Genomic DNA, 25,756 nt, shown 5'->3' on the forward strand with positions numbered 1-25,756 from the left:
TTCTATGGCCCGTGCTCCACACACCAAGCTGTTTGTTCTTGATACCAACGTTCTGATGCACGACCCGTCGTCGCTGTTCAGATTTGAAGAGCACGATGTCTATTTGCCAATGGTGACATTGGAAGAACTAGACAACAACAAAAAAGGGCTGACTGAAGTCGCCCGCAATGCCCGTCAGGCCAGCCGCTTTCTGGAAGAAATCATCGGCAGCATAGACACGGACAAACTGGAAGAAGGCTGTCCACTTGGCATTCAGGGCAATCGCCACCTGACCGGCAAGCTGTTTTTCCAGATGGAACATGTGCCAACTGACCTGCCGGGCCTGGCAGGCAGCAAGGCAGATAACCAGATCATCAGCGTCGCCCTATCTCTCAAAAAGCAGTTTTCCAAACGTAATGTCATCCTGGTCAGCAAGGATATCAATATCCGCATCAAAGCCCGCGCCATGGGTGTGCCATCTGAAGACTACTTCAATGACAAGGTGCTGGAAGACAGCGACATGCTGTATACCGGCCTGCGCGAACTGCCAGAAGACTTTTGGGAAACACACAGCAAGGACATGGACTCATGGCAAGAGTCAGGACGCATGTTTTATAAAATCAGCGGCCCTGTCGTCAAATCCCTGTTGGTGAACGAATTTGTGTTTTATGAATATAACAAACCGTTCCATGCCATCGTACGCAAAATAGAAGATAATTCCGCCGTGCTGGAAGTGGTGCAAGATCACCAGAACCCCAAACATAGTGTCTGGGGCATCACCGCTCGGAACCGCGAGCAGAACTTTGCCTTGAACTTGCTGATGGATCCTGACATTGATTTTGTCACCCTGCTTGGCCAGGCTGGTACTGGCAAAACCCTACTGACACTGGCCGCCGCGCTGACTCAAACTCTGGACAAAAAGCGCTACTCTGAAATCATCATGACGCGCGTCACCGTGCCGGTCGGTGAAGATATCGGCTTCTTGCCAGGCACAGAAGAAGAGAAAATGGCGCCATGGATGGGCGCGCTGGAAGACAACCTGGATGTGCTGAACAAAACGGACGAGGATGTGGGTGAGTGGGGACGTGCAGCGACCCAGGACTTGATCCGCACACGCATTAAAATCAAGTCACTGAACTTTATGCGCGGCCGCACCTTCCTCAACAAGTTTTTAATTATTGATGAAGCGCAAAACCTCACGCCCAAACAAATGAAGACCTTGATTACACGTGCAGGCCCAGGCACCAAAGTCGTTTGTTTAGGCAACATCGCGCAGATCGATACCCCCTACCTAACTGAGGGGAGCTCGGGCCTGACATATGTGGTCGATCGCTTCAAGAACTGGTCGCATAATGGCCATATCACGCTGGTTCGTGGCGAACGCTCACGCCTGGCAGATTTTGCAGCCGAGGTCCTGTAGACGCAGTCTGCTTGAATGTGATGGTTAAAGGCTTTTATACCTTACTGATTGCCCAGTTCTTATCGGCAATCGCTGACAATGCACTCCTGTTTGCAGCCATTGCGCTGCTGGCCCAGCTGAACGCACCAAGCTGGCACGAACCGCTGCTACGGGAGTTCTTTGTCATTTCCTATATTGTGCTGGCGCCGTTTGTCGGCCCATTTGCCGACGCCCTGCCTAAAGGTCGCGTGATGTTCCTAAGTAACGGCCTGAAGTTTATCGGCTGTTTAATGGCGTTGGTCGGCGTCCCGCCCCTGTATGCTTATGCCATGGTCGGCGTCGGCGCTGCTGCCTACTCCCCGGCAAAATACGGCATCCTGACCGAAATGCTGCCGTCAAAGCTGCTGATCAAGGCCAATGCCTGGATGGAGGGCACCACCGTGACCGCCATCATCCTCGGCCCGGTGCTCGGCTCCACCCTATCAATCAACAATCCCTATATCGGTATCGCCTGCATCATGCTGCTGTATTTACTGGCGGCGGGCTTTAACTATTACATCCCCAAGGTGCCGATTGACCATAAGGTTGAGCAAAAGACCCTGCGCTTCTTGCTCAAGGACTTCTGGCACGCATTTATTACGCTATGGAAAGACCCACAAGGGCAAGTCTCGCTGGCCGTGACCACGCTCTTCTGGGGGGCAGGCGCAACCCTGCAGTTTGTGGTGTTGCAATGGGCAGATGTCAGGCTGGGATTCTCCCAGCAGCAAGCCACGTATTTGATTGCCATCCTGGCGGTGGGTATCGCAGTGGGTTCAATCGTGGCCTCACGCTACGTCGAATTGGAGAATGCGGTAAAAGTACTGCCCGCCGGGATCTATATGGGCATTCTGGTCATCAGCATGATGGTGATCCACAGCCCCATACTGGCTGGTATTTTGCTGTTTGTGATTGGTGTACTGTCAGGTTATTTCCTGGTGCCACTTAACTCGCTGTTACAGCATAGAGGACATCATCTGCTGGGTGCAGGCCATTCAATTGCCGTGCAAAACTTTAACGAGAACATCGGTATCTTGTTATTGCTGGGTGCCTACACCTGGATGGTCGGTGCGAAGCTAGAGATCAACACAATTGTGGCTATTTTTGGTGTATTCATTATCGTGAGTATGTCTTTGATTACCCTGGTTTACCGCAAACAAATTCAGCAATAATTAAACACACACCCAATAAAAAAGGCGCTTGAAGCGCCTTTTTTATTACCATCAATTAGTGCAGTTTCACATGCGGCTCGGTACGTCTGGAGATAATGCGTCCAATCGTATGCACAATCACCGCCATGATGCCGTGCAATGCCATCAAGTGCATTTTGTACAACGAACGATACATCACGCGTGCAAACAGGCCTTGAATATACATGCTGCCACCGGCGACAGCGCCCATCAGGCTGCCAACGGTAGAGTATTTACCCAGGTTCACCAATGAACCGTAATCGGTATAGTGAAACTCTGGCAACTGTGCTTTACCAGCCACACGTGCCTTGACTGTTTTCACCAGCAACGAAGACTGCTGGTGCGCTGCCTGTGCGCGTGGTGGCACGGTTGTATCGTGTCCCAGCCATGGGCACGCCGCACAATCACCAAAGGCGAAAATGTTCTCGTCACGCGTGGTTTGCAGATGCTGGTTCACCACCAACTGGTTGATACGGTTAGTTTCCAGGCCATCAATATCCTTCAGGAAATCTGGCGCCTTGATGCCTGCAGCCCACACCACCAATTCAGCGGGAATGGTACGGCCACTGTGCGTCGTAATGCCTTTGGACGACACCTCAGTCACACGTTCCCCGGTAAACACATTGACACGCAGCTTACGCAACTCAACGTCTACGGCATAGGATAATTTAGGCGGTAACGCAGGCAAGATACGGTCGCTGGCTTCGATCAGTGAAATTTTCACATCGCGGTCCGCGTCAATCTTATCCAGGCCATACGCCGCCAACTCACGCGTCGTATTATGCAATTCTGCAGCCAGTTCAACCCCGGTGGCACCCGCACCCACAATCGCCACTTCCAGTTGACCTGGTTTGAGTGGCTCAGGCTGCGTTTGTGCACGCAACAGGGCATTGTGCAGATAACGGTGGAACTTCTGTGCTTGTGACTGGGTGTCCAGCGCAATTGAAAACTCGCGCGCACCCTTGATCCCAAAGTCATTGGTCGTACTACCGACGGCAATAATCAAGGTATCGTACTTGAACGAACGACGCGCAATAATCTCGTTACCATCTTCATCATGCACGGGCGCCAGCAGCACTTCACGTGTGCTACGGTTCAGGCCATCCATGCGGCCCAGACGGAATTTGAAATGATGCCAGTGCGCTTGTGCCAGATACTCCAGCTCATGACGATCAGGGTCCATGCTGCCCGCTGCAATCTCATGCAGCAATGGCTTCCATACATGGGTTCTGGTGGCATCAATCAGCGTAATTCTGGCCTTTTTCTTTTTGCCCAGAGAATCGCCCAGTTTGGTTGCCAACTCCAGGCCACCAGCACCACCACCTACAATGATGACATGGTGCAAATCATTTTCGTCTGTTACGCTCACGCTTAATCCTTCAATAAAAAAGCGCGCCTGCCGTACTGCCAAGCGCGCACAACATCTCAATTATACCGTTATTCGTTACCAGTGATTTTGGCATGGCTACGAATAAAGGCGATGACTTTCAACACGTCATCCGGTTTCAAACCATCATCCGGTGCCATCAAGCCAAATCCTTTGGCCCCCATCCCACCATTGGTACCATGCCAAATGGTTTCAAACATGCCTTTGTTGGTCGCATTCTTGGCATAGCGGAAATTTTCACCAATCAAGCCTGGACCAACTGCCCCTTCTCCATGACCACCGTGGCAAGCCACACAAGAGAACAGGTTAAATCTTTTTTTGCCTTCTTTAATGGCTTCTTCGTTGCCGATATAAGGGTTTTTACCCGTCGCCAAAAATTCTTTTGCAGCAGGTGTATCAAACATTTTCTGGTCAATTTCCATCGGCTGACCATCTTGCGTTGTCACAAACTGAATCGCCTTGATATCACCACCACCGGCTTCAGCTGCCGCACCAGATTGGCCACCGTTATTACAGGCTGCCAACATTGCGGCAAGCAGCGTTGTTAAAAGCATACTTCTCATGATTACCCCCATCTTTCCTAAGATCCATGTTCTTTGAAATAAAACGGTTTTTAATTGTTTTTTATAATGAAACCGACTGCATTTATTGTGCCACAAAAACAAAAAACGGTCACCTCAGTGACCGTTTTTATTCGTAACGAATTATTCGTTACCTGTCATGCCTACGTTGCTATTGCTACGAATGAAAGCAATCACTTTCAGCAGTTCGTCTGGTTTGATACCATCATCTGGAGCCATCAAGCCAAAGCCTTTAGCACCCATACCACCGTTAGTACCGTGCCAGATTGTTTCAAACATACCTTTGTTAGTTGCGTTTTTCGCATAACGGAAGTTTGCACCGATCAAGCCTGGACCTACAGCGCCTTCACCTTTACCACCGTGACAGGCTACGCAAGAATACAGATTGAAGATTTTTTTGCCTTTTTTAATGGCTTCTTCGTTACCGATGTAAGGGTTTTTACCAGTGGCCAAAAACTCTTTTGAAGCATCTGTATCGAACATTGCTTTGTCGATGTTAATCGTTGAGCCGTCTTGAGTAGCTGAAAAAGTGATATCAGCCATCGCACCTGTGGCAAAAGCCATCAAGGAAATCAACAATGCTGATTTAAATGTGTTGCCTAACATGTTTTCTCCTAATCCTAAACAAAATGAGCGACGTTAACATCAAGACCCAACCAATATTAACGTATGCTCATTTAACGAATCGTTCCAGAAACGGTTGACGAATATTTCCGAATTAAATTACAGAATAATTCACTAAGCCATCTCAAAACAAGGCCACGATTCTACTGTGTTTCTTTTACCTTGTCATTAGCAACTGTCTGTTTTTAAAACTTTTTCACCATGTGTGTTACTTTTTATACACACTGTCGCCTTCAACCACCGGCACGGTTGGAATACCGTAATCTTTCAGGATCGCATCAATCTTATCTTTATTGCGTTCCAAGGCCTCATTGATCATCTTGATACGCTCTTTATCCTTCATACGCACGGCCACGGAGATGTTCCAGTATTCCTTGCCTTTGAGGTTGACCTTGTTGTACTCAGGAATCATGCGTACTTCTAACGGCACCTTGGACTGCTTGGCAAAATAGCCTGCAATCGGCCCCCACATCACAGCGACATCAATGTCACCTTTCACCAGGTCATCGATAATAAAGCTGGTCGGCAAATTCAGGTCACGTTGCAAACGATAAGGACGGGCATTCGTCATCAAGTCGTAATCGTTTAAAGGAATGGTTGCAGGGCTTTTATCGACAATGCCAATAATGCCTTTTTTCAGGTCTGGGGAATCCCAGTTATTAATGTCATAGTTACTGTCTTTACGCCAAACGAATACATGGCCGGAACGATAGTAAGGTTTGGAGGTTCTCAAGCCGTCAAAGTCAGAGGTCATGCCGATAATGACATCACAGCGCATGGCATTGATGGTGTTACGCAAGAAGCCCTGGCGATTATAGGCATATTGAAAGGTCAACTTTTTACCCAGATCATCCGCCAGCACTTTGGCAATCTTGTCTTCAAAGCCTTCCAGTTTGATATTGGAGTAAGGCATATTGTCCGGGTCGGAACAGACCTTAAACTCGGATTCATCGGCGACACGGCGTACTTCACCGATACGGCCTTCGTCCGGGTTGATGGAGGGGATATCAATTTCTTCGGCAAACACCACACCTTGTGTGGCAAACATCATCGCAAACGCACCCAGTATATTCCATGTAGTTCTCATTTTGACTTCATCCTTGTTGTGATTGTTTCCTGTCGTTTTTGGAGCCTTGCCTGGCACAAAAGTTCTGCCAACCAACGACAAACTGAATCATCTTATCGCGAATGCGTTTTCATTTGTAGCCAAAACACATTTAATTTTATTGCGACACTTTTGAATCATGATATTCATGAAAAAAAACACCCTGCCGAAGCAGGGTGTTAAGGAGTCAACGTATTACTACGTGTAACTTAAGACAAGCTCAAATTACAGTGAGAAAACGTTCAGTGCACCGCCGCCAGGAGCAGCGTTGTACTTAGTCAACTCTTTGTAACCACCAGCAGCACCCAGTGCGTCTGTGTCGTTGGTCATGCCCAAGTTCATCGCAACACCAGCCCAACCGCCGATACCGGACAGTACGCCAACGTATTGTTTACCCTTGTTGCCGTATGTGAATGCGTTACCAATCACGCCGGAACCAACTTGGAATTTCCACAGTTCTTTACCGTTTTGTGCATCAACAGCTTTGAACCAACGATCCAAAGTACCGTAGAACACGATGTTAGAAGCTGTAGTCAGAGCACCGCCCCATGCAGAGAATTTCTCTTTGTTGTACCAAACTTTTTTGTTGGTCATTGGATCATAAGCGCCGAAGCCACCCATTACGCCGTCAGGACCAGCAAACATAGTCAAAGTAGCACCAACCCATGGTTGACCAGCAACGTATTTAGACTCAACTGGCTCGTATGTCATACATACGTGGTTCAATGGTGTGTACACCAAACCAGTTTTTGGAGAGTAAGCAGCAGGCTGTTGGTCTTTAGTACCCAAAGCAGCTGGGCAAACACCCTTAGCGTTGTAGTCTTGGTGAGTAGAAGCAGTTGCCAATTTGTTTGGCACACCTGTTTTCAGGTCAACATCAGTTGCCCAGTTAACGAATGGGTGTACTTTTTCAGCTGCAACCAATGAACCGTTATGAGCGTTCCATGTGTAGATGAAACCGTTACGGTCATGGTGCCATGCGTAAGTTTTGCCACCTTTGTCGAACAGGATTACTTCGTTAATACCATCGTAGTCCCACTCATCGTGTGGAGTCATTTGCATGCCCCATTTAGCCACACCAGTGTCCAAATCACGAGCGAAAATTGTCATAGACCATTTGTTGTCGCCTGGACGTACATCTGGGTTCCATACGGATGGGTTACCAGTACCGTAGTAAACCAGGTTTGTACGTGCATCATATGGCCACCAGCCCCATACGGAACCGCCACCATGTTGCCAGCCGTCTTTAACAGCTTGTGGTTTCAACCAGGTACGTGTACCCAGGTCTTTTTCACCAATTTTCAGGCTGTCGTTAGCCAGTTTTTTGAAAGAACCACCTTGTTTGTTACCGCCGTTTACATCTTCGTAAACTGACAGAGCGTTGTATGATGGGTTTTCTTTGTTGAAGTCAGCACCGATCAATACTTCGCTGTCTGGACCTGTAGAGTAAGCTTTCCATGCCAGAGAGCCGTCTTTCAGGTTGTATGCAGCGATAAAGCAACGTACGCCGAACTCAGCACCTGAGCAACCGGTCAATACTTTGTCTTTGATTACGTGTGGAGCGTTAGTGTTAGTTGCACCAACTTTTGGATCAGTGTTCTTAACGTCCCATACTTTAGCACCGGTTTTTGCATCTAAAGCAACCAACATACCGTCGTTTTGTTGCAGGTAGATTTTACCGTCGCCGTAGCCCAGACCACGAGAAACGTTGTCACAGCACAGAACTGCTTGAACGCTTGGGTCTTGTTTAGGGAAATAGGACCAAACGATTTTTTGATTGTCGTTCAGATCCAGAGCGTATACGTTGTTTGGGAAAGCTGTGTGAACGTACATCATGTTGCCCACAACTACTGGTGAACCTTCGTGACCACGGTTTACACCAGTAGCGAATGTCCAAGCTGCTTTCAGGTTTTTAACGTTACCCTTGTTGATTTGTGCCAAGGCGCTGTAACCGTTGTTGTTGTGTTGACCACGTGGATGTGCCCAGTTGTTGGCATCTTTCAACGCGGCTTCTTGGTCAGCTGCTGCGAAAGCAACCAATGGCAATGCTGCTACCAGACCCAAGGCCAGTTTGATTTTGTTAACTTGCATATTGATCTCCAAAGTTAGAACTAAGGGTTTAATATTAAGTACACGTTAAATTCTGCCAGCACTAGGATTGGCAAACCAAATTTCCCGCATACTTTTCACTCCAGAGACAAGGGAAAAACTCCTGAAACGCTTTAGAATTTATCACTTGCCGCATGTGAGGATTGCAATATAGAACAATTTGTTTTCAATTGCAACAGTTTGGTTACAAATCGGTTACAAATATTTCGAAATATTTTTTGTTAATTTTCCGCAAGCTGACAACAAAATAAATTACTATTAAAAATCATACAGTTAAGAAAATAATTTATGAGCACTCTCTACCTCTATCCCGAATGCCAACCGTTCACAAATACGCATATTGACGTCAATTCGTTACATTCAATCTATGTTGAACAATGTGGTAACCCGCACGGCGTGCCCGTTATTTTTTTGCACGGCGGCCCTGGTAGCGGTTGCAATCCGGGACAAAGACGCTTTTTCGACCCAGCGCATTACCACATTATTTTGTTCGACCAACGTGGCTGTGGCCGCAGCCTGCCAGCAGGCGAGACCACAGACAATACCACGCAAGACCTGGTTGCAGATATAGAAGCGATACGCCAGCATTTGAACATTGACCGCTGGCATGTGTTTGGCGGCTCATGGGGAAGCACGCTGGCATTGTCTTACGCAAACAGCCATGCTCAACAAGTGATCAGCCTGACATTGCGCGGTATCTTTTTGAGCAGACAGCATGAAATTGATTGGTTTTTGGGCCAGGTCGCATTATTTTTCCCAGAAGCCTGGCAAACACTGCTGGCAGTGGTGCCAGCCAGCCACCAGGAAAATGTCCTGGATTACTATGCGACCCGGGTGTTTCACAGCGATACGGCCATCAGCATTCCAGCTGCCATCCGCTGGAATGCGTTTGAATCCAGCATTATGAGCCTGATCTCCAAAGCCGACAGCGCCGAGGTCAATGGCGCGGTTGAGCTGGCGCGTGCACGTGTACAGATTCATTACATTCAGCATTTATGCTTTGTCGATGGCGATCAAATGTTACAAGCCGCCGCGCAGCAACTACAATCCATCCCGACGACCATTGTGCAAGGTCGTTATGACATGGTGTGCCCACCACAAACCGCCTGGGAGTTGAGTCAGGTATTACCGCACGCCACATTGGTGATGGTGCCGGATGCCGGCCATTCGGCGATGGAGCCAGGTACTTGCCAGGCACTGTTGAATGCCACGGAACAATACAAGCAACTCGGCGTCTAGCAATCACCAGCAATGAAAGCGGGATGTATGCCGACGTTATGGACGACACTACAAACACAGTGGCAAGGCCTGAAGCAGCAATTACTGGCTTATAGCTATTGCACGCCACTGTTTGTGCTGAAAACGACCTGGCAAGGGGTGGCGAGGCACCGGTTAATGGGGCTGTCGGCCGCGCTGTCTTTTTATGCACTGTTTGCCTTGATCCCGCTGATCGTGCTGATTTTCTTTTTAATCAGTCACTTGGTGTATTCGTCTGATTATGCCATTGTGAAACTGGCAATTTTAACCAGCAACCTGCTGCCCGAATTCAGCCAGCGCATCATGGTAGAGGTCTATGAAAACACGCGCACCAAAGCCGCCTGGGGCGTAGTTGGTTTTTTGGTATTGTTGTGGACCATCACCCCATTAGCGACGCATATGCGCGCCAGCTTTCACCTGATTGCCAGCCGTAATGACGTATCTTCTTTCTGGCATAAAAAGTTACGCGATGTGCTTGCCGTACTCGGCGTATTGCTGGTGTTCTTCTTGTTCACCGCGGCTGGGTTTGTGCTGGAGTCCATCATCGTGTTCCTGGCCAATCATTTGCCATCCGCCTCCATTAATGTAGTCGGTTCGCTGCTATCGCTCGCCTTAACTACTTTGTTGATTGCCGGTTTTTACCACACCTTTTGCCCGCTGAATGTGCACTGGCGCCATTTGCTGTTATCCGCCCTGCTCACGGCCACCTTGTGGATGCTGATGCGCCCGGCCTTCGGCCTGTTTCTCAGTGTGAATAAAAACTTCGGCGCCGTGTTTGGCAGCATGAAGGCCATGTTTGTCTCCATCAGCTGGCTCTACCTGAACTTTGCCGTATTCCTGGTGGGCATAGAGTTAATGGTCACGCTGAGGCAAAAAGATGTGCTGCTGCTGAAAGGCCTGTTTGAAGATATCCCTAACCAGCAGCACTATTTACAGGCATTGATGGGCAAATACGGCAAGACCTATATGCAAGGCCACTATGTGCTCAAAGAGGGTGAAACCAGCCATCACTACTATATGGTGGTTGAAGGCAGCTTGCATTTAACGCAACGACAAGCTGACGGCAGTGAAAAAACCCTGCGCATCCTGCAGTATGGCGACTTCTTTGGCGACATTGCCTTGTTCTCAGCGCAACCCGTCACAGCCAGCGCAGTCGTCGCCTCGCCGGAAGCATCGGTCATAGAGATTTATGCCGACTGCATGGAAAACCTGCTACAGGAAGACCCACAGATTGCCGTGCGCCTATTAAAACAACTCTCTCATCATGCGCAGGTAAAAAATACATTTGCGCCATCCAGCGCCGCATAAACCGCCTGGCGCCTGATAAACAGCATAGATCCGCAGCGTTTTGCGCTAAATCAAGCCACACAACCATTGCAGAATTGTAAGATGTGTTACAAAATTGTAACTATCTTTGGAATTTCGCACGATGGCACTCCCACTTTCGCAAGAGATCAATACGCTGATACAACAGCTGAATCACGGACAATTTGCTGCTGTCATTCAACGGGCACGCCCATTGGCAGCGCAACACCCGCGAGAGTTTGTATTGCATCACCTGCTGGCGCTGGCGCTGGACCAAACCCAGCAATACCCGCAGGCGGCACAGGCCTATGAAGCGGCCCTGCAACTCAACCCGCAAGCCGCAGAGCTGTGGTTTAACTACGCGATTGTACAAACGCAGCTGGGCGCAATGGCCGCCGCCGAACAGGCTTACCGTAAAGCCATCGCCCTGAATCCGCAATTTTTTGAGGCGCATGGCAACCTGGGCACGGTACTGCAAAAACAGGGCAAACTGGATGAAGCCATGGCGAGCTACCAGCAGGGTTTACGCATCCAGCCACAAGACGCGCGCGGCCATTTCAACCTGGGCACGGTATTGCGTGACAAAGGACAACTGCAGTCCGCTGTGCAAAGCTACGAGCGCGCGATCGCACTCTTCCCCAATTACACTGACGCCTATAACAACCTCGGCGAAACCTGGCGCGACCAGGGCGATATGACCAGGGCGGTGCAATATTATCAGCAGGCGCTGCAACGCAATCCACAGCATCCTGGCGCCAATTACAACATGGGCGAGTTTTTATACCTGGCCAAGCGGTTCGAAGAAGCGATTCCTCACTTCGAGGCTTCACAATTGGACGACTGGCAATCCCGTGTACTTTACTGTTTATACCGTGCCGAGAAATTCGAGGCGTTCAAGCAGTTACGCGACGACATTATCAAGCAGGGGCCGCATACCGCACCGTTTATTGCCACCCTGTCCACACATTACAGCCTCAACCACGGCGAGGCAGACCCTTACCAGTTTTGCCCGGATGGCCTGTCGTTTGTTTACCACCGCAGCCTGCCTGAGCTGGCACCCGGCAGCCCCTTACTGGCAGAACTGCTGGACAATATTGCGCAAGCCGATATTGCCGAGCGCAAACAGGCACGCCTGACCAATGGCAAGCAATCTGCAGGCAATCTATTCAAACGTCCCGAAACCGCCTTCAGGACGCTGGGCGAGCTGGTCAAACGTGAGTTTCTGCAATACCAGGCACAATTCCAGCAGGCCAACTGCGCCTTAATCTCCCATTTCCCCAAAGCGCTTGAGTTCACCAGCTCATGGTATGTCAAGATGCAAAAAGGCGGCCACCTGGATGCCCATATCCATGAAATAGGCTGGCTCAGTGGCGCGGTTTACCTGGCCATGCCAGAGACCGCAGATCCCAAGGAAGGCGCATTCGAATACGGCACTCATGGTGACCAGTACCCGCAATTACACGACAAGTTCCCCACCCGCTACATCAAGCCCGCCGTAGGTGATATCGTGTTATTTCCATCGTCGCTGTTTCACAGGACGATTCCCTTTCACGCCGAAGCAGAGCGCATTTGTGTTGCCTTTGATTTAAAACCAGCCGCACACCTGCCAACGGCACGCAGCCAATATTAAGCCAAGGTACACGACCATCATTTAACCGCCGCAACAAGGTTGTGCCTTGCTTATCAAACTGATACAGAATTTATCAAAATTGCTGATTGTAGATTGCATGGCGCAAGGTATGATACTTGATGAGGAATCGTTATTTAAACTGGGATAGAACCAAGGGTTGCCGATGCAATCGCCCGGGAAAATCGCGCCGCAGTTCACCTCGTCTCAGGCCATCCCCACCAACCCTGATGGAGTCAGACCAATATGATTTCAGTGCGCCGGACCTGTTTGCTTCTCCCCTTGCTTGGCCTGGGTACCAGCGGCTTGTCGCAAGCGGGGCCTGAACAAGCCCGTGAAACCAAGAGTGAATTACTTTTCAACCTGGCCCTGCTGAGCCAGATGCCTAACCGCCAGCCACAAGACACCTATGCAGTATGTGCATTTGAAGAAGACATCGGCCATTTGAAGGCCACAGCGCTGGAATCGCAAAAATTACAGAATTTACAGATATTTTTGGTCACAGTGAAAGCGCCAACCGACGTCAAGCGCTGCAATCTGTTATATATTCAGGACTACGGCGCACAAAAGCCGCTAGAATTACAACAGATCATCCAGAAAGAGTCCGTATTGACCGTTGTATATAACGGCAACAAGTTTTCTGAGTATGGCCATGTGGAAATCAGCGAGCAGGACAAACGCTACCAGTTCGCACTGCACCTGACATCGGCCAAACAGGCAGGCATTGTGTTTGACACGCGACTGATGAAACTGGCGACCAATATTGTTAATTGATTGTGTATGTTAAGACTACTTCCACACCTCAAGATTGCGCACAAACTACTGCTCACCGAGCTGGTGATGACATTGAGCATGCTGCTGGTATTTATTGTCTTTGCATTCGGCAGCCATTACCACAGTCTGCGCTCCCACCTGATCCGTGACATTCTGGTACAAATGAATGTGGTGGCAAACTCGATTGGCCCGGCCGTGATGTTTGGCGAGGTGAGCTCTGCCGCCAAAACACTGGAACCGCTGACAGATAACCAGAATATCCGCAGCGTCGTCATTCTTAATCAGCAACAACAACCCTTGCAAAGCCTGCATCCTGAGCACCCGCAAAACCCGGCAGGCTGGCAATGGCTGTATCCCTACTTTACCGACATGGAAGTCTCGACGCCGATTATCGTTAATGATAAAACCGTAGGCACTTTGCATGCCACTATCAAGCAGGAACAAATTGTCGATGTATTAATCGGCTTTGCCTGGTCGAATGCCATTGCCGTGCTAGCAGCGGCATTGGCAGGCTGCCTGATTATGTGGCGACTGAACCGCAATATTGTCGATCCGATTCACGCGCTACAAAGCTTCGTCAGCAAGATCACGCGCAATCACCATTACGACCAGCGTATCAAAGTGACCAGCGCCGACGAAATCGGCATGCTGAGCCATGATATCAACAACATGCTGGAAAGCATCCGCCAACGGGATGACCGGTTGCAAGCCGAACTGGAACACCGCAAGGTGATTGAAGAGAAACTGCAGTTTTTAGCGCACTATGATAAAAACACCCAGTTATTGAACCGCCACGCGTTTGAAGAAGCCATCACGCGCAAGATCACCGCCCCGCTGGATGACCGCAAACACGTTTATCTGCTGCTACTGGACCTGGACCGTTTCAAAATCGTCAACGATGCCTTTGGCCATAACACCGGCGACAAGCTATTACAGCAGGTGGCGCACAGACTGCGCGGCAATATGTCACAGGAAGATGCCATTTTCCGCCTGGGCGGAGATGAGTTTGCCATCCTGCTGGATGCGCCTGCGCGCAATCTGATAGAGCAGGTATGCAAACGGATTATCCAAACCATTTCTGCACAATTTATCGTCGATGACCATGAAATCCACATCGGGGTCAGTATTGGGATTGCACAGCTGCGGCCCGGCTTTGACTCCAAAACCGAAGTCATGAAGAATGCCGACGTGGCGTTATACCAGGCCAAAGATGCCGGGCGTAATACCTACCGCTTTTATAGCGAAACGGATGAGGCTAACACCTCGGAATTGCGCAACCTGCGTGAAGAGCTGCATTTTGCCTTGCAGAATCAGGAGCTGGAGTTGTATTACCAGCCGATTATCCATACCCAGTTGCTCAAAACCATCGGCTTTGAGGCACTGCTCAGATGGCGCCATCCAAGCAAAGGCTTGCTGACGCCAGACCAGTTTATCAACCTGGCAGAAGGCTCAGGACTCATCATCAGCATAGGCGCCTGGGTGATCCACCAGTCGCTCAAGCAACTGTCCATGTGGCAAGAAATGTTTGACCCTGACCTGTTCATGAACGTGAACATTTCATCACGACAACTGGATGATGACAGCTTGTCTGACACTATCCGCCATGCGCTGGATTTTTACCACGTCTCGCCACGCACACTTAACCTGGAAATCACAGAGTCCATGGTCATGCGCAACATTGAATCGGCCAAACAAATTCTTTATTCACTCAAACAATTGGGTATAGGCATTGCAATTGATGATTTTGGCATCGGTCACTCATCCATGAATTACCTGAAGCAGTTGCCGGTCGATATCCTCAAAATTGACAAGCAATTTACGGCTGGCATTCCGCAAGACAAGGTCGATATTGCTATTGTGGATGCCCTGGTTGCACTGGCGGTGAGCCTTAATTTAAAAGTCGTTGCTGAAGGCGTAGAAAGTGCGATCCAGTTTGAATACTTGCAATACAAACTTTGCCATCATGTACAAGGCTATTTATTTAGTGCAGCCTTGTCTGCCAGCCAGACAACAGCGTTTATGGCCGAATTTCCAGAAAGCATTCCAACTGTTTTTCGTAAAATTGCCGGGGCCGAAAGCTAACACTTATAAAGTTAGCCTAGATACTTAAACCTAGATAAGTAGCATTGCAATCACACAGATAACAACAAGTCACACAGAGAGCGTTCAGGGGAACACATGTTACGTTTCAAACCATCTTACCTACTGGTCGGCCTGGCACTGTCAGGCTATCACCTCAACAGTACAGCAGCGGGCTTCGCCCTGTTTGAACAAGGCGCGAGCGGCCTGGGCAATGCCTACGCCGGCGCTTCAGCCGTTGCAGAAGATGCCAGCACCATTTTTTTTAACCCGGCTGGCATGACTTACCTTGAAGGTCGCCAGATGGTCGGCGCCTTGCACCTGATTAAAACCACAGGCGATTTTGATGACAGGGACAGTGCGCGCGCAGGTACACGCCCACTGGGCGGCGAAGGTGGGGAGATTGGCAGTCTGGCGGCCATCCCTAACTTTTACTACAAGCAAGACATCAGCGACCAGCTCAAAATCGGCATTGGCGTAGGCACGCCTTTCGGTTTGAAAACCGAATATGACAAAAACTGGCTGGGCCGCTTTCAGGCAATCAAATCAGAGCTCAAAACCGTTAATATCAACCCATCCTTAGCCTGGAAACTGAACGATCAATGGTCATTTGGCTTTGGCGTCTCAGCGATGTGGGCGCAAGCCGAGCTCACCAGCGCCGTCAACTTAGGGGCAGCAGAATCCTCGATCAATAATAAAGGCAAAGACTGGGGCTTTGGTTACAATCTGGGCGCCATTTACCAAGTCACACCCGATACCCGATTAGGCTTGGCATTTCGCTCAAAAGTAGAACAACATTTAAAAGGCGATGCACGCTCACCTTTTACCGGATTAAACGCGATTCCTGGCAGGACCTTGAATACAGACATTACTGCCGACCTCACCTTGCCAGAAACGCTTTCTTTCAGCAGCTTTAGTCGACTGGATGACCGCTGGGATTTACTGACTGATGTGACATGGACTCGCTGGAGTCAATTCAAAACACTCAGCATTGTGCGCGACAACGGTAGCAACTCAATCCTGGGCGAGACCCAAGAGCACTGGAATAACACCCTGCGATACTCTGTAGGCGTCAACTATCGTTACACAGATACTATAAAACTGCGCACCGGCGTCGCTTATGACGAAGAAGCCATAGACAACAATCACCGTACGGCGCGCATCCCTGGCAATGACCGTATTTGGCTATCCTTGGGTGCGAGCTGGCAATATAGTCCGCAGACTAAATTTGACGTCGGCTATGCGCATCTTTTTATCAAAGAAGCGCGCATTTATGACGATCAGCAAAGCCCTGCGCCTGGCAAAGGAATTATTGCAGGTAAATATGACGGCAGTGCCGACATCCTCAGCATGCAATTCACACACCAGTTCTAAGCCGCTCTGGGCCTAGCAATACCACACGCCAGCCGTGACTGCTGATGGCATCACGGCTGATTCCCGCGCCATGTCAGCAGCGTATCTTTCACCTTGTAAGTTTCATGTAAGCCGGTTGTCATTTAAACTTCATCTACCAGATTGAAAATGCGTGTCTTGAAACAACCCGAAACACCGCTTTTTAGGATAGAAGATGACCATAGCGCACTTTTTCAAACTGGCTTTACTGCCGCTGGCAATTAGCCAGGCATTCGCAGCCCAGGCAGCAGACCAAGCCAGCACGGCTTCACAAGAATCCCCTTCTCTTGTGTCCCGTTTCATGAATGATGACAATCCGTTCCGCATCAATTTCGATTTGGGCGACCATCCTTCTTACTTCCAGGTATATGGCCTGGTCGATATCGGCCTGACCCATATCAATCACTCTCTGCCTGAGAACTATGAGTTAGCAAACAACTTCTACCCTTACTCAGGTGCAAAAAAAACAGACAGAACCACCTCAAGAACTAACTGGGTGAATGGCGGCTGGCAAGGTTCACGCCTGGGCTTTAAAGGTGAGGTCGCCAAGCTGCAAGCATGGGACCACGATTTCAAGTTTATCTACCAACTGGAAGCCGGTTTTAATACGCTGGACATGAAACTGCACGATGCTGCACAAACCCTAGCTGATAACTCCGGTACCAATGCCAACTCCAGCGTCAGCGCCAACTCCTCCATGAACGGTGAATTGTTTACCCGCCAAGCCTGGGCAGGGATTGATGCTGGCTCATGGGGTAAATTGACTTATGGTACGCAATACAACCCGTTCTTTGAAATCACCGTGACCTATGATCCTAACGGTAAGGCCGACAGCTTTTCACCACTGGGTGAGAGCGGCACCGTGGGTGGTGGTGGTGGCGTATCTGAAAACTCACGCATGAAAAACTCCATCAAGTATGCAAATACTTACGAGTTGGAAAGCCATGACAAAATCAATTACGCCGTGATCAACCAGTTCGGTAACTCAGCGGGCACTTCGCACGGCAACGGCTACACCACACAATTAGGCTACGAAAGCAGCGCATTCGGCGTGCAATTGGCTTATGACAGATTTTTTGATTCAGTGAAGTCAGGCATTGCTGGCGCTGGCAATCCTTTGGCCAATGACACCATTGCAGTATCCCTATATAACACTCAGGCGGTATTGCTGACCGGCAGATGGATGCCGACCAAAGACCTGAAAATCATTGGTGGTGCGGAATGGTATCAATTACAACCATCCTCCTCACGCTCGATTGATTATCACTCTATCTATGATCAAACCGTGTTTGGTGGCGTAGCTAACTCGGCATTGAAACCAGGCTACAAACAGGATAACTATGTATATTACCTGGGTGCCAACTTTGACTTTGCGCAACGCGTGCCTGCCCTGGCTGGCCTGACCACCTCCATCGGCTACTACCTGACAAAAGCGGACGCCATTGACGGCCCTACCGTTTCAACCAACTCACAGGGCAAGATTGATACCTGGACGGCAATGCTGGACTATAAGCTGAATAAACGTTTCGATACTTATCTGGCTTATACCACCAACCACTTTTCAGGTGATAAATATCCAAGCGCTTCGAATTACACGAATGTGACCAGCTACGGTGCTGGGTTACGCATGAAGTTCTAAAGCGAATGTGGAATTAAAAAAGCTCAAGCATATGCTTGAGCTTTTTTATTTGCGCTGCTGCGTTGATTAGGCGTGATATTTGCGTCTGCGAGCCAGCATGCCAGCCACACCAAGACCCACCAGCAACATGCCATAAGATTCAGGCTCTGGCACCGGCGTCACCACCAGGCCAGTGATTTCTGTTGGCTTGAACATGCCTTTTACATTGACCTGGGTATTGGTGTTCCAGCTATTGGCAATCACGTTACCGTTGATCGCCGTAAAACCGCCAGTGATGTCCGCCAGTGGCGCCAGGATAGTGCCCGTTGCACCTGAACCGGTACTCAATGCCGTGGCTTCATAGAAGTTATAAACGACATTAAAACCATAGCTGGCAAAGTCAGTGCCGGTGCCGCCGTTGAAGGTCAAACCACTACCTGAAATGTTCAGAATAATGGTTTGGCCTGCTGAAAAACCAGTAAAGGTTGTATTGTTTCTGGAGTTGAAAAAACTGCCATCAATATCAAAAATTTGCGCACTGCTATTGTTGCTGGCGGTGAGTTGCAAGCCGCTATAGTTGTAAGTCGCTGTTCCAGTATTCACCAGATTATTCAGGCTGGCAGACAAGTTGAGCAAATAAGTGCGCTCATTGGCGAAGTTGATAGGGTCGCTGTTGGTGTAACTGCCAGTAACCGTTGGACTATTCTTGATTGTTCCAGCGACATCAATATTACCGTTCTTCACGCTACCGTTACCAAAATCCAGGTCTTTGCCAACCACCAGCGCATTCCCCGCAACCGCTTTGTTGAGCTCATTCACTGCATAGCCTGTCGCTGTAAAGTTGCCTCCCGCTGCGACGGCACCTTCAACATCGCTATAACTACTGGTAAAGTTGTTAAACACGAATACGTTAAACTGGCCAGCTACGCCAAAATCCAGCACATCAGCCGAGGCTGCCATGCTTTGCATTGCAAGTGTGGCAATAACCGCGCTTTTGAACATCCAATTCATACATCACCCTTTAATAGCCAAATAATCGTCATCATAAATAATGTTTTATGATCGTTTAAGTGACTTATAACACTTTTACTTCTGGCCTCAGATAGCCCATTCGGGTAAATCCGTTTCTACACAGGCAGTTAACTACCTGGCAATGGCCGCTTCGCGAGACTGCTGCACTAGCATCTGCTCAAAAGCATCCGCTGGAACAGGCGGGGAATAGAAGAAACCTTGTGCATAGTCGCAATCAATATCCATCAGCAAGTCACGCTGTAGCGCAGTCTCTACGCCTTCGGCAATGACTTTCAAGCCCAATTTATGCGCCATCACAATAATCGCTTCGCAAAGCACGTAGCTCTCATTACCCGCATTGAGGTTGCGGGTGAACGACTGGTCAATCTTGAGATAGTCAATATCGAACTTGCTTAGGTAGGACAATGAAGAGTAGCCAGTACCAAAGTCGTCAATCGCGACCTGGATGCCCATGTCCCTAAATTGCAGCAAACGCTCTTCGACCACTGGATCCGGATTAAGCAGCAAGCCTTCGGTGATTTCCACTACGATACGCTTACCCTCTACGCCCATGGCACGCAAAGCGTGTACCCAGTCATTTTGCAAGTTGAATTGCTCCACAAACTGCACCGGTGATTTGTTGACACTGATGGCAAAGTCATCGCCCATCAATGGCTGCCATTGTATGGCGCGCTGCGCAGCCTGATGGAAAATCCAGTCGCCCATGGCAATAATATCGCCAGTTTCTTCTGCCACCGGGATAAACAAAGCGGGGCTAATCAGGCCGCGCTCTGGATGCTGCCAGCGCATCAGGGCTTCGGCCTTGACAATCTTGCCATCATGCAAACTGACGATAGGCTGGTAGTAGTCACGCAACTCATTATTTTCCAGCGCAGTGCGCAAATCACGCGCAAGGTTGACGCGTTGTGACAACGCATCCCTGATGGCCAATGAGAAGAAACGCACACTATTACGGCCGCGGCTTTTGGCATCGTACATTGCCTGATCGGCATGCTGAATCATTTCTTCAGCGTGTACAGCATCATCAGGATATTGGCTGATGCCGATGCTGACTGTCACAAACACGCGTTCGCCACCTAAAATATAAGCCTTGGAAATATCCTGCATCAGTTGGCTACACAAGGCATGCAGGTCCGCATGCAGGCCTTCCGGCACAATAATGGCAAACTCGTCGCCCCCCAGCCTGGCCACCGTCGCCGCTGCGGGCACACACTGGCGGATACGTTGCCCGACCTCTGCCAGCAACTCATCTCCGCGTCGGTGGCCCAAGCTGTCATTAACTTCCTTGAAGCGGTCAAGATCGAGCAACAGCAAGGTTAAACGCTGCTGCGTGGCAGTGGCTTCTGCCAATGCCTCTTTGATTTGCTGATGAAAATAGTGCCGGTTAGGCAATTCGGTCAGGCTATCGTAATTGGCCTGACGCCAAATGGCCGCTTCGGCCTGTTTTTTATCCGTGATATCAATATGCGTCCCGCGCATCATCGCAGGCTCACCTGCCGGCGTGCGTGAAATCAAACGGCCACGATCGACAATCCACACCCAATGCCCCGCTTTATGCCGCATGCGGATATCGCACTCATAAAACTCGATTTCTCCCTGCAAATGGCGTGCGACTAGCGTCATCGATGTTTGCCAGTCATCAGGGTGCGTCAGGCGCTTTGCTGTTTCGAGATTATGCGGAATCAACTCCTCGAGGCTATATCCGAGGATCTCTGCCCAGCGCCGGTTAAACTGAAACTGGCCAGTCTCCACATTCCATTCCCAAGTCCCGGCCCGGGTCGCATCAATAATATCGGTGAGGCGCAAACGCTCAAGCTCTAACTCTTCACGCTTATTTTGTATTTCAGCCGTTTTTCTTTTGACAGCTACCCGCAGCATGACAATCAGCAAAACGAGCGTCAACGCCACAACGACAATCAGCACCAGCACAATCTTTACCTGCCTGGAAGTCTCGCCGCGCTGCAAAGGGCTACCTTTCCATTTAGCTTCCAGTGCAGCCATGTCTGCCGGGCTGATTGCATCTGCACCACGTGCAATCAGGTTCAGCATTTGGGTATTGCCCTTTTTCACTGCGCGATGAAATTTTCCCTGATACAGCGTAAATGCACGCAGAATCTGGCTATCAGCATCCATGCGGTACAAATAGTAACTGGCAGGATAATCGTCCATGCAGACGATTTTGACCTGACCGTTTAAGGTCGCCTGAATAATCTCTTCATAATTGTTATACAGTCGGAACGACTTCACACCAGCATCTTTGAGCCTGAAGATGCATCCATCACCTTTTTGCACCCCGACGGTGAATCCGCTCAGCCCGCCTGGCGCCACCAATCCACTCAGGCTCTCATGCACATAGATCCCAACCGGAACGGTGGCATAAGCAGGGGTAAACGTATAAGTCTGCTCTCGCTCCGGGTTGCGGAAGATCATTTCAATCACATCGGCATGACCGCTTAACAATTGCTGCTGCGCCTGCTCCCAGGCGGTCGAGAGCAGCGTCACCTTGACGCCGGTCCGTTGCTCCCACAGCTTCCAGTAATCAACCACGATGCCCACCGTATTGCCATTGGCATCCTTGAATAAATAGGGCGGATAATTATCGTCACTGATCACGGTGATGGCATTGTCTTCTGCCCATACCGTAGACGCGACGATGCCTACGCCCAGCAGGACGCAGCAGAGCAAGCGGCAAAACCAAGACAGAACACGATAGACACGGCGCCGTGCAGGCCTGGCTGCAAAGTTATTCATGGGTAATGAGGTGTACACCCTGCAATTGGTCAAAAAGATGGTTATGAGTATTATCGACAGAATAATACAAACATTTACGACAATTGTCTTTTACAGTACGTTAAACAGGCACAGATGAACGCGAACTCCAATCAAAAAAGGCGCCAGGAAAATCCTGAACGCCTTGCTGAAACGGTGTTAAGAGAAGTTGCAGCGGATGCTACACATCTGGTGCGCCGGCTTTGATTTTTGCGATCCAGTCTTCTACCTGGATAAAACCAGCCGCCTGGGCCTTTTGGGCATCCTCTTCAGAAATCACATCCTGCACAAACTCCAACCGTTTCCACTCAGCCAAAGGCGTTTTACATTGGGCACTGGGCACATAGCGTGAAGCACTGTCTCGTGTATAGCGGTGAATATAGCGCGGGCAGTTCTGCCACAGCTCGGACAACGTCACTTTGACCACAAATTCAGCCTCCTGGTACAAAGCCAGCAGCGCAGGGTCTGTGGATACCTGGCTCACTCCTTGCAAGCGTATGCGGTGCGGGCGCTCAAAAGACATAAACAACATGCCAATATCTGCATTTTCGACCATATTGCCAACCGAAAGCTGCATACCATTACCATTGTATATCGGGAAAATCAGTGTTTTGTCATCAATCACGCGCACAAAACCAGTAAAGCCACCTTTATAGGAGACGGTTGGCCGTCCGTTATGATCCACCGTAGACAGGAAAAACATATCCAGCGACTCTATAAATCCTTTGGCATCGTCATCAATCTCGGTCTTGCAGGCGATTTCTTCAATACGGTCGGCCAGCTTCCTGGTGCCTTGCTCATCCTGCACCTTGCGGTGTGTTTCTCCAAACAAACGACTCATATTACCCCCTCCAGACTCATGAATAATGTGCGTTGCCAGACCTTGCCAAGGTACTGGACGCTGAGTTCAAACTCACCTCAGACGGGACTATTGTAGGAGCTTCAGGCATGACTGTCATTAAAACACCCGGATTAACCGGAAACTCCACAAACGTTGCGTTTTATCCGGATGATCCAGCGTAGACCAGGCGGTGCCCAACTGCACCGTGTAAGACTGGCTGGCATCATAATGCAGCTGCGGCGTCAGCCGGTAGCGCCAGGTGCCGCCACTACTCACTTCCTGGTTCAGTTCCAGGCCCAAGGTCAGGCGCGGCGAAACGTCATAGAAAACGGTGTTATTCAACAAATAATCCACTTGAGCACTGCGGTTGATGTCGTGCACACGCAGACCCAGCATACTCAACGACGACCATTGGCCCTCCCATTTCAAGGCATGAATATACGTCGCATCAGCAGACACGGCTTTAGTATGCTTATTGACGTCGACAAATGCCTGCCAACCGTTGGCCATGCCTTGCGCTTCATCAATGTTCAATGTTTGCTGAATCGCCACTTTATAACGTTCGTGGCTGGCATTCTCAAACGGCAGCTCGATCTCAATCGCCAGGTCATCTGCCAGGCCGTACTCTAACTCTGGCGCCCAATTAATATCGCCGGTATAGGGGTTATAGTCGCCCAGCGCATTGATTTCCATTTCGCCCTGCCTGACGCCCAAAGGACGCACCAGGTCGTAGACCATGGGCTCCGGAATGCGAGACAGCCGCGTACTATGCGCAGCATCAGGCTCGGCAAAGCGTGGTTCAAGATTGATATCGGAGGCGTAAAGCGGCGAACAGGCCACCAGGCTGGCAACCAACAGAACATCAGTGCACTTCATCAATATATTTACATCAATAAAAATGCCATACTAACACGCTGAGCGCGTGCAATAAACGTTGGTTTATTTCCAGAGGCTGTAAGTATTCCTGCCGGTATGCTTGGCCTGGTAAAGCGCCATGTCCGCTTGTTTAAGCAGTTGCTTTAAGGTGACATCCGATAAAGGATCATACAAGGTGAGCCCAACACTCAGGTGCACGGCGATTTCATGATCATTAATCAGCATCGGCACATTGAAAATATCCAGCAACTTGGTTGCGACTTTGACCAGGCCTTGCTCGGACAATTGATCTTTGACCACAATCACAAACTCGTCCCCTCCGAGACGGCTGACTGTATCCATGTCACGGATATTGGATTTCAACCTGACAGCGACCGCTTTAATGACTTCATCGCCCACATCATGACCATACTGGTCGTTAATAGCTTTGAAATGGTCTACATCCAGCGCCATGAGGCCGAATCTTTTGTGATCACGTTTGGCTTCTGAGTGTGCATAATTCAGGCGGCTTTCGAGCAGACGACGATTGGGCAAGCCGGTCAGGCTGTCCATTAATGCACCCTCGGACAAATAATAACGCTCCTGGGCAAAGAAGTAGGCGATGCCGCCTACCAGCAGGCTTAACAATACACTCAAGACGATACCGAGGCTGCGCCCGGGCAGGTCATGGCTTTTTTTATTCTCGATGGCCCATTCCCATTTGCCATTGGGCACTTCGCTTTGCTGAATGAAGATGTTTTTCTGACTAAACAACGCCGCATCGCCATGAAACACGCGCTTCTGATCCGCAGTCCTGATCGCAAATGAGAACTGGGGATTTTGCACATTCTGAAAAGCGGCTTGCAAAAAACTATGGGTATCAATCACCGTCGACATAATGCCCCAGTAGTGACCATCGACAAAAATCGGGAAGCGGTAAATCATGCCGTTACCGCCCTGTATCAAATCCAAAGGGCCATCCAGCACGCCTTGACGAGAGTCAATCGCCAGTTTCACTTTAGGCCACTGCGAGGCAACCTCACGATAATCGATGCCGATAATCTGCTCATTGCCCTTTTCAGGATAAACATAGGTGAGCTTGTAATTCACAGCCACGGCCAGGTTTCTGACATGATGCGCATTGGACCAGAGATCAGCGAGTATCGCCTGCATCTTCTCATGCTCTAATTCGTTCCGGTAGACCTTGATAAAACTGGACAAGCCATTAGAAATAAATAGCAGGGAATTTAATTCACGATCTAGCTCAGCACGCAGCAGACTGCCATAAGACGCGGCTTCAAGATAAGCTTCGCCCTCAGCTTTCTGGCGCTGGTAATCCAGCAGGAAATGCCAAAACAAAAAAGCCAACATTGCCGCAAATGCAGCAATCAGTTGGCTTTTAAACGTTTGGCTAAGTTTCGGACGCACTGGCTCACTTCACAAAAAGGTTCCATTTTGCATTCTACGCTAAGCTCATCCGACTCCTTTTGAGAAAGAGCAATAGGTTTACTCTTTAATCATTGAAAATGATTCACGCGATCACTATCTCTTCAAAAAGTGTTATCACGAAGATCATTGTGCGTTAAAAATCAACGAAACCAATGGCAAACGCCATCATAATCAAGACGGCGATCAACAGGGTCAACGCACGCCCTGGATCCATACCCCAACTCACGCGGTAAAGACCGGTACGAAAAGCATGAATTAAAGCAAGCGTGAAAATCACTATCAGCAGCGTCCCCAGCATATCGCCCTCCTGCAATCAAGCCTTCACGACAGCACGGTCAGCGAGAGGCA

The 25,756-nt window shown here is 49.6% G+C and carries 20 protein-coding genes; 9 read left to right on the forward strand and 11 right to left on the reverse strand.

The annotated features are described in order from the left end of the window. The first annotated feature begins 4 nt into the window (after positions 1 to 4). Both ACIDE9_RS09125 and lplT read left to right on the forward strand, forming a co-directional pair. The gene (locus ACIDE9_RS09125) at positions 5 to 1,399 is read left to right on the forward strand and encodes a PhoH family protein (RefSeq protein WP_411994273.1); all 1,395 of its coding nucleotides are present in this window, start codon (positions 5 to 7) and stop codon (positions 1,397 to 1,399) included. A 20-nt stretch (positions 1,400 to 1,419) separates the two neighbouring features. Further along, entirely contained in the window at positions 1,420 to 2,586 is a 1,167-nt protein-coding gene (lplT, locus tag ACIDE9_RS09130; RefSeq protein WP_194755080.1) for a lysophospholipid transporter LplT, read from the forward strand. Positions 2,587 to 2,641: 55 nt separating this feature from the next. Here the strand turns inward: lplT and ACIDE9_RS09135 are convergent, their stop codons facing one another. The 5 genes from ACIDE9_RS09135 to ACIDE9_RS09155 form a co-directional block, all read right to left on the reverse strand. Further along, complete coding sequence (locus ACIDE9_RS09135) at positions 2,642 to 3,973, reverse strand: NAD(P)/FAD-dependent oxidoreductase (RefSeq protein ID WP_194741321.1); 1,332 nt, start codon at positions 3,971 to 3,973, stop codon at positions 2,642 to 2,644. A gap of 68 nt (positions 3,974 to 4,041) precedes the next feature. Then, positions 4,042 to 4,518 (reverse strand): c-type cytochrome, encoded by a 477-nt coding sequence (locus ACIDE9_RS09140; RefSeq protein ID WP_370583287.1) that lies wholly within the window; start codon positions 4,516 to 4,518, stop codon positions 4,042 to 4,044. Between the two features lie 177 nt (positions 4,519 to 4,695). Continuing rightward, positions 4,696 to 5,178, reverse strand: coding sequence for a c-type cytochrome (locus ACIDE9_RS09145; RefSeq protein ID WP_411994276.1), 483 nt, complete (start codon positions 5,176 to 5,178; stop codon positions 4,696 to 4,698). 226 nt (positions 5,179 to 5,404) lie between these two features. After that, the gene (locus tag ACIDE9_RS09150) at positions 5,405 to 6,283 is read right to left on the reverse strand and encodes a quinoprotein dehydrogenase-associated putative ABC transporter substrate-binding protein (RefSeq protein ID WP_194754893.1); all 879 of its coding nucleotides are present in this window, start codon (positions 6,281 to 6,283) and stop codon (positions 5,405 to 5,407) included. A 243-nt stretch (positions 6,284 to 6,526) separates the two neighbouring features. Continuing rightward, on the reverse strand, positions 6,527 to 8,392 hold the full coding sequence (locus ACIDE9_RS09155; protein WP_194754894.1) for a PQQ-dependent dehydrogenase, methanol/ethanol family: 1,866 nt from the start codon (positions 8,390 to 8,392) through the stop codon (positions 6,527 to 6,529). A 306-nt stretch (positions 8,393 to 8,698) separates the two neighbouring features. Between ACIDE9_RS09155 and pip the strand changes: the two genes are divergently transcribed. From pip to ACIDE9_RS09190, 7 genes are all read left to right on the forward strand, one after another. Further along, on the forward strand, positions 8,699 to 9,649 hold the full coding sequence (gene pip / locus ACIDE9_RS09160) for a prolyl aminopeptidase (RefSeq protein ID WP_411994278.1): 951 nt from the start codon (positions 8,699 to 8,701) through the stop codon (positions 9,647 to 9,649). 27 nt (positions 9,650 to 9,676) lie between these two features. Next, the gene (locus ACIDE9_RS09165) at positions 9,677 to 10,975 is read left to right on the forward strand and encodes a YhjD/YihY/BrkB family envelope integrity protein (protein ID WP_411994280.1); all 1,299 of its coding nucleotides are present in this window, start codon (positions 9,677 to 9,679) and stop codon (positions 10,973 to 10,975) included. Between the two features lie 121 nt (positions 10,976 to 11,096). Next, complete coding sequence (locus ACIDE9_RS09170; protein WP_411994282.1) at positions 11,097 to 12,602, forward strand: tetratricopeptide repeat protein; 1,506 nt, start codon at positions 11,097 to 11,099, stop codon at positions 12,600 to 12,602. A 243-nt stretch (positions 12,603 to 12,845) separates the two neighbouring features. Next, a complete protein-coding gene (locus ACIDE9_RS09175; protein WP_194754898.1) occupies positions 12,846 to 13,373 on the forward strand; it encodes a YfiR family protein in 528 nt (175 codons plus the stop codon). A gap of 6 nt (positions 13,374 to 13,379) precedes the next feature. After that, positions 13,380 to 15,455: an EAL domain-containing protein gene (locus ACIDE9_RS09180; RefSeq protein WP_411994284.1), complete on the forward strand. Its 2,076-nt coding sequence runs from the start codon at positions 13,380 to 13,382 to the stop codon at positions 15,453 to 15,455. Between the two features lie 96 nt (positions 15,456 to 15,551). Next, positions 15,552 to 16,826 (forward strand): OmpP1/FadL family transporter, encoded by a 1,275-nt coding sequence (locus ACIDE9_RS09185; protein ID WP_411994285.1) that lies wholly within the window; start codon positions 15,552 to 15,554, stop codon positions 16,824 to 16,826. 193 nt (positions 16,827 to 17,019) lie between these two features. Further along, complete coding sequence (locus ACIDE9_RS09190; protein ID WP_411994286.1) at positions 17,020 to 18,483, forward strand: porin; 1,464 nt, start codon at positions 17,020 to 17,022, stop codon at positions 18,481 to 18,483. Between the two features lie 66 nt (positions 18,484 to 18,549). Here the strand turns inward: ACIDE9_RS09190 and ACIDE9_RS09195 are convergent, their stop codons facing one another. The 6 genes from ACIDE9_RS09195 to ACIDE9_RS09220 all read right to left on the reverse strand — a co-directional run bounded on the left by ACIDE9_RS09195 (position 18,550) and on the right by ACIDE9_RS09220 (position 25,706). Further along, entirely contained in the window at positions 18,550 to 19,422 is an 873-nt protein-coding gene (locus tag ACIDE9_RS09195; protein ID WP_411994287.1) for a choice-of-anchor A family protein, read from the reverse strand. A 183-nt stretch (positions 19,423 to 19,605) separates the two neighbouring features. Further along, entirely contained in the window at positions 19,606 to 22,245 is a 2,640-nt protein-coding gene (locus ACIDE9_RS09200) for an EAL domain-containing protein (RefSeq protein WP_411994289.1), read from the reverse strand. Positions 22,246 to 22,444: 199 nt separating this feature from the next. Beyond that, positions 22,445 to 23,104 (reverse strand): pyridoxamine 5'-phosphate oxidase family protein, encoded by a 660-nt coding sequence (locus tag ACIDE9_RS09205; RefSeq protein WP_194741310.1) that lies wholly within the window; start codon positions 23,102 to 23,104, stop codon positions 22,445 to 22,447. A gap of 117 nt (positions 23,105 to 23,221) precedes the next feature. Further along, positions 23,222 to 23,980, reverse strand: coding sequence for a hypothetical protein (locus ACIDE9_RS09210; RefSeq protein ID WP_228520048.1), 759 nt, complete (start codon positions 23,978 to 23,980; stop codon positions 23,222 to 23,224). Between the two features lie 63 nt (positions 23,981 to 24,043). Further along, positions 24,044 to 25,387, reverse strand: coding sequence for a diguanylate cyclase domain-containing protein (locus ACIDE9_RS09215; RefSeq protein WP_411994291.1), 1,344 nt, complete (start codon positions 25,385 to 25,387; stop codon positions 24,044 to 24,046). Between the two features lie 154 nt (positions 25,388 to 25,541). Beyond that, on the reverse strand, positions 25,542 to 25,706 hold the full coding sequence (locus ACIDE9_RS09220) for a DUF3309 family protein (RefSeq protein WP_194754905.1): 165 nt from the start codon (positions 25,704 to 25,706) through the stop codon (positions 25,542 to 25,544). Positions 25,707 to 25,756: the final 50 nt, after the last annotated feature.

The sequence above is a fragment of the Methylophilus sp. 'Pure River' genome (assembly GCF_046765995.1).
Taxonomy (GTDB): domain Bacteria; phylum Pseudomonadota; class Gammaproteobacteria; order Burkholderiales; family Methylophilaceae; genus Methylophilus.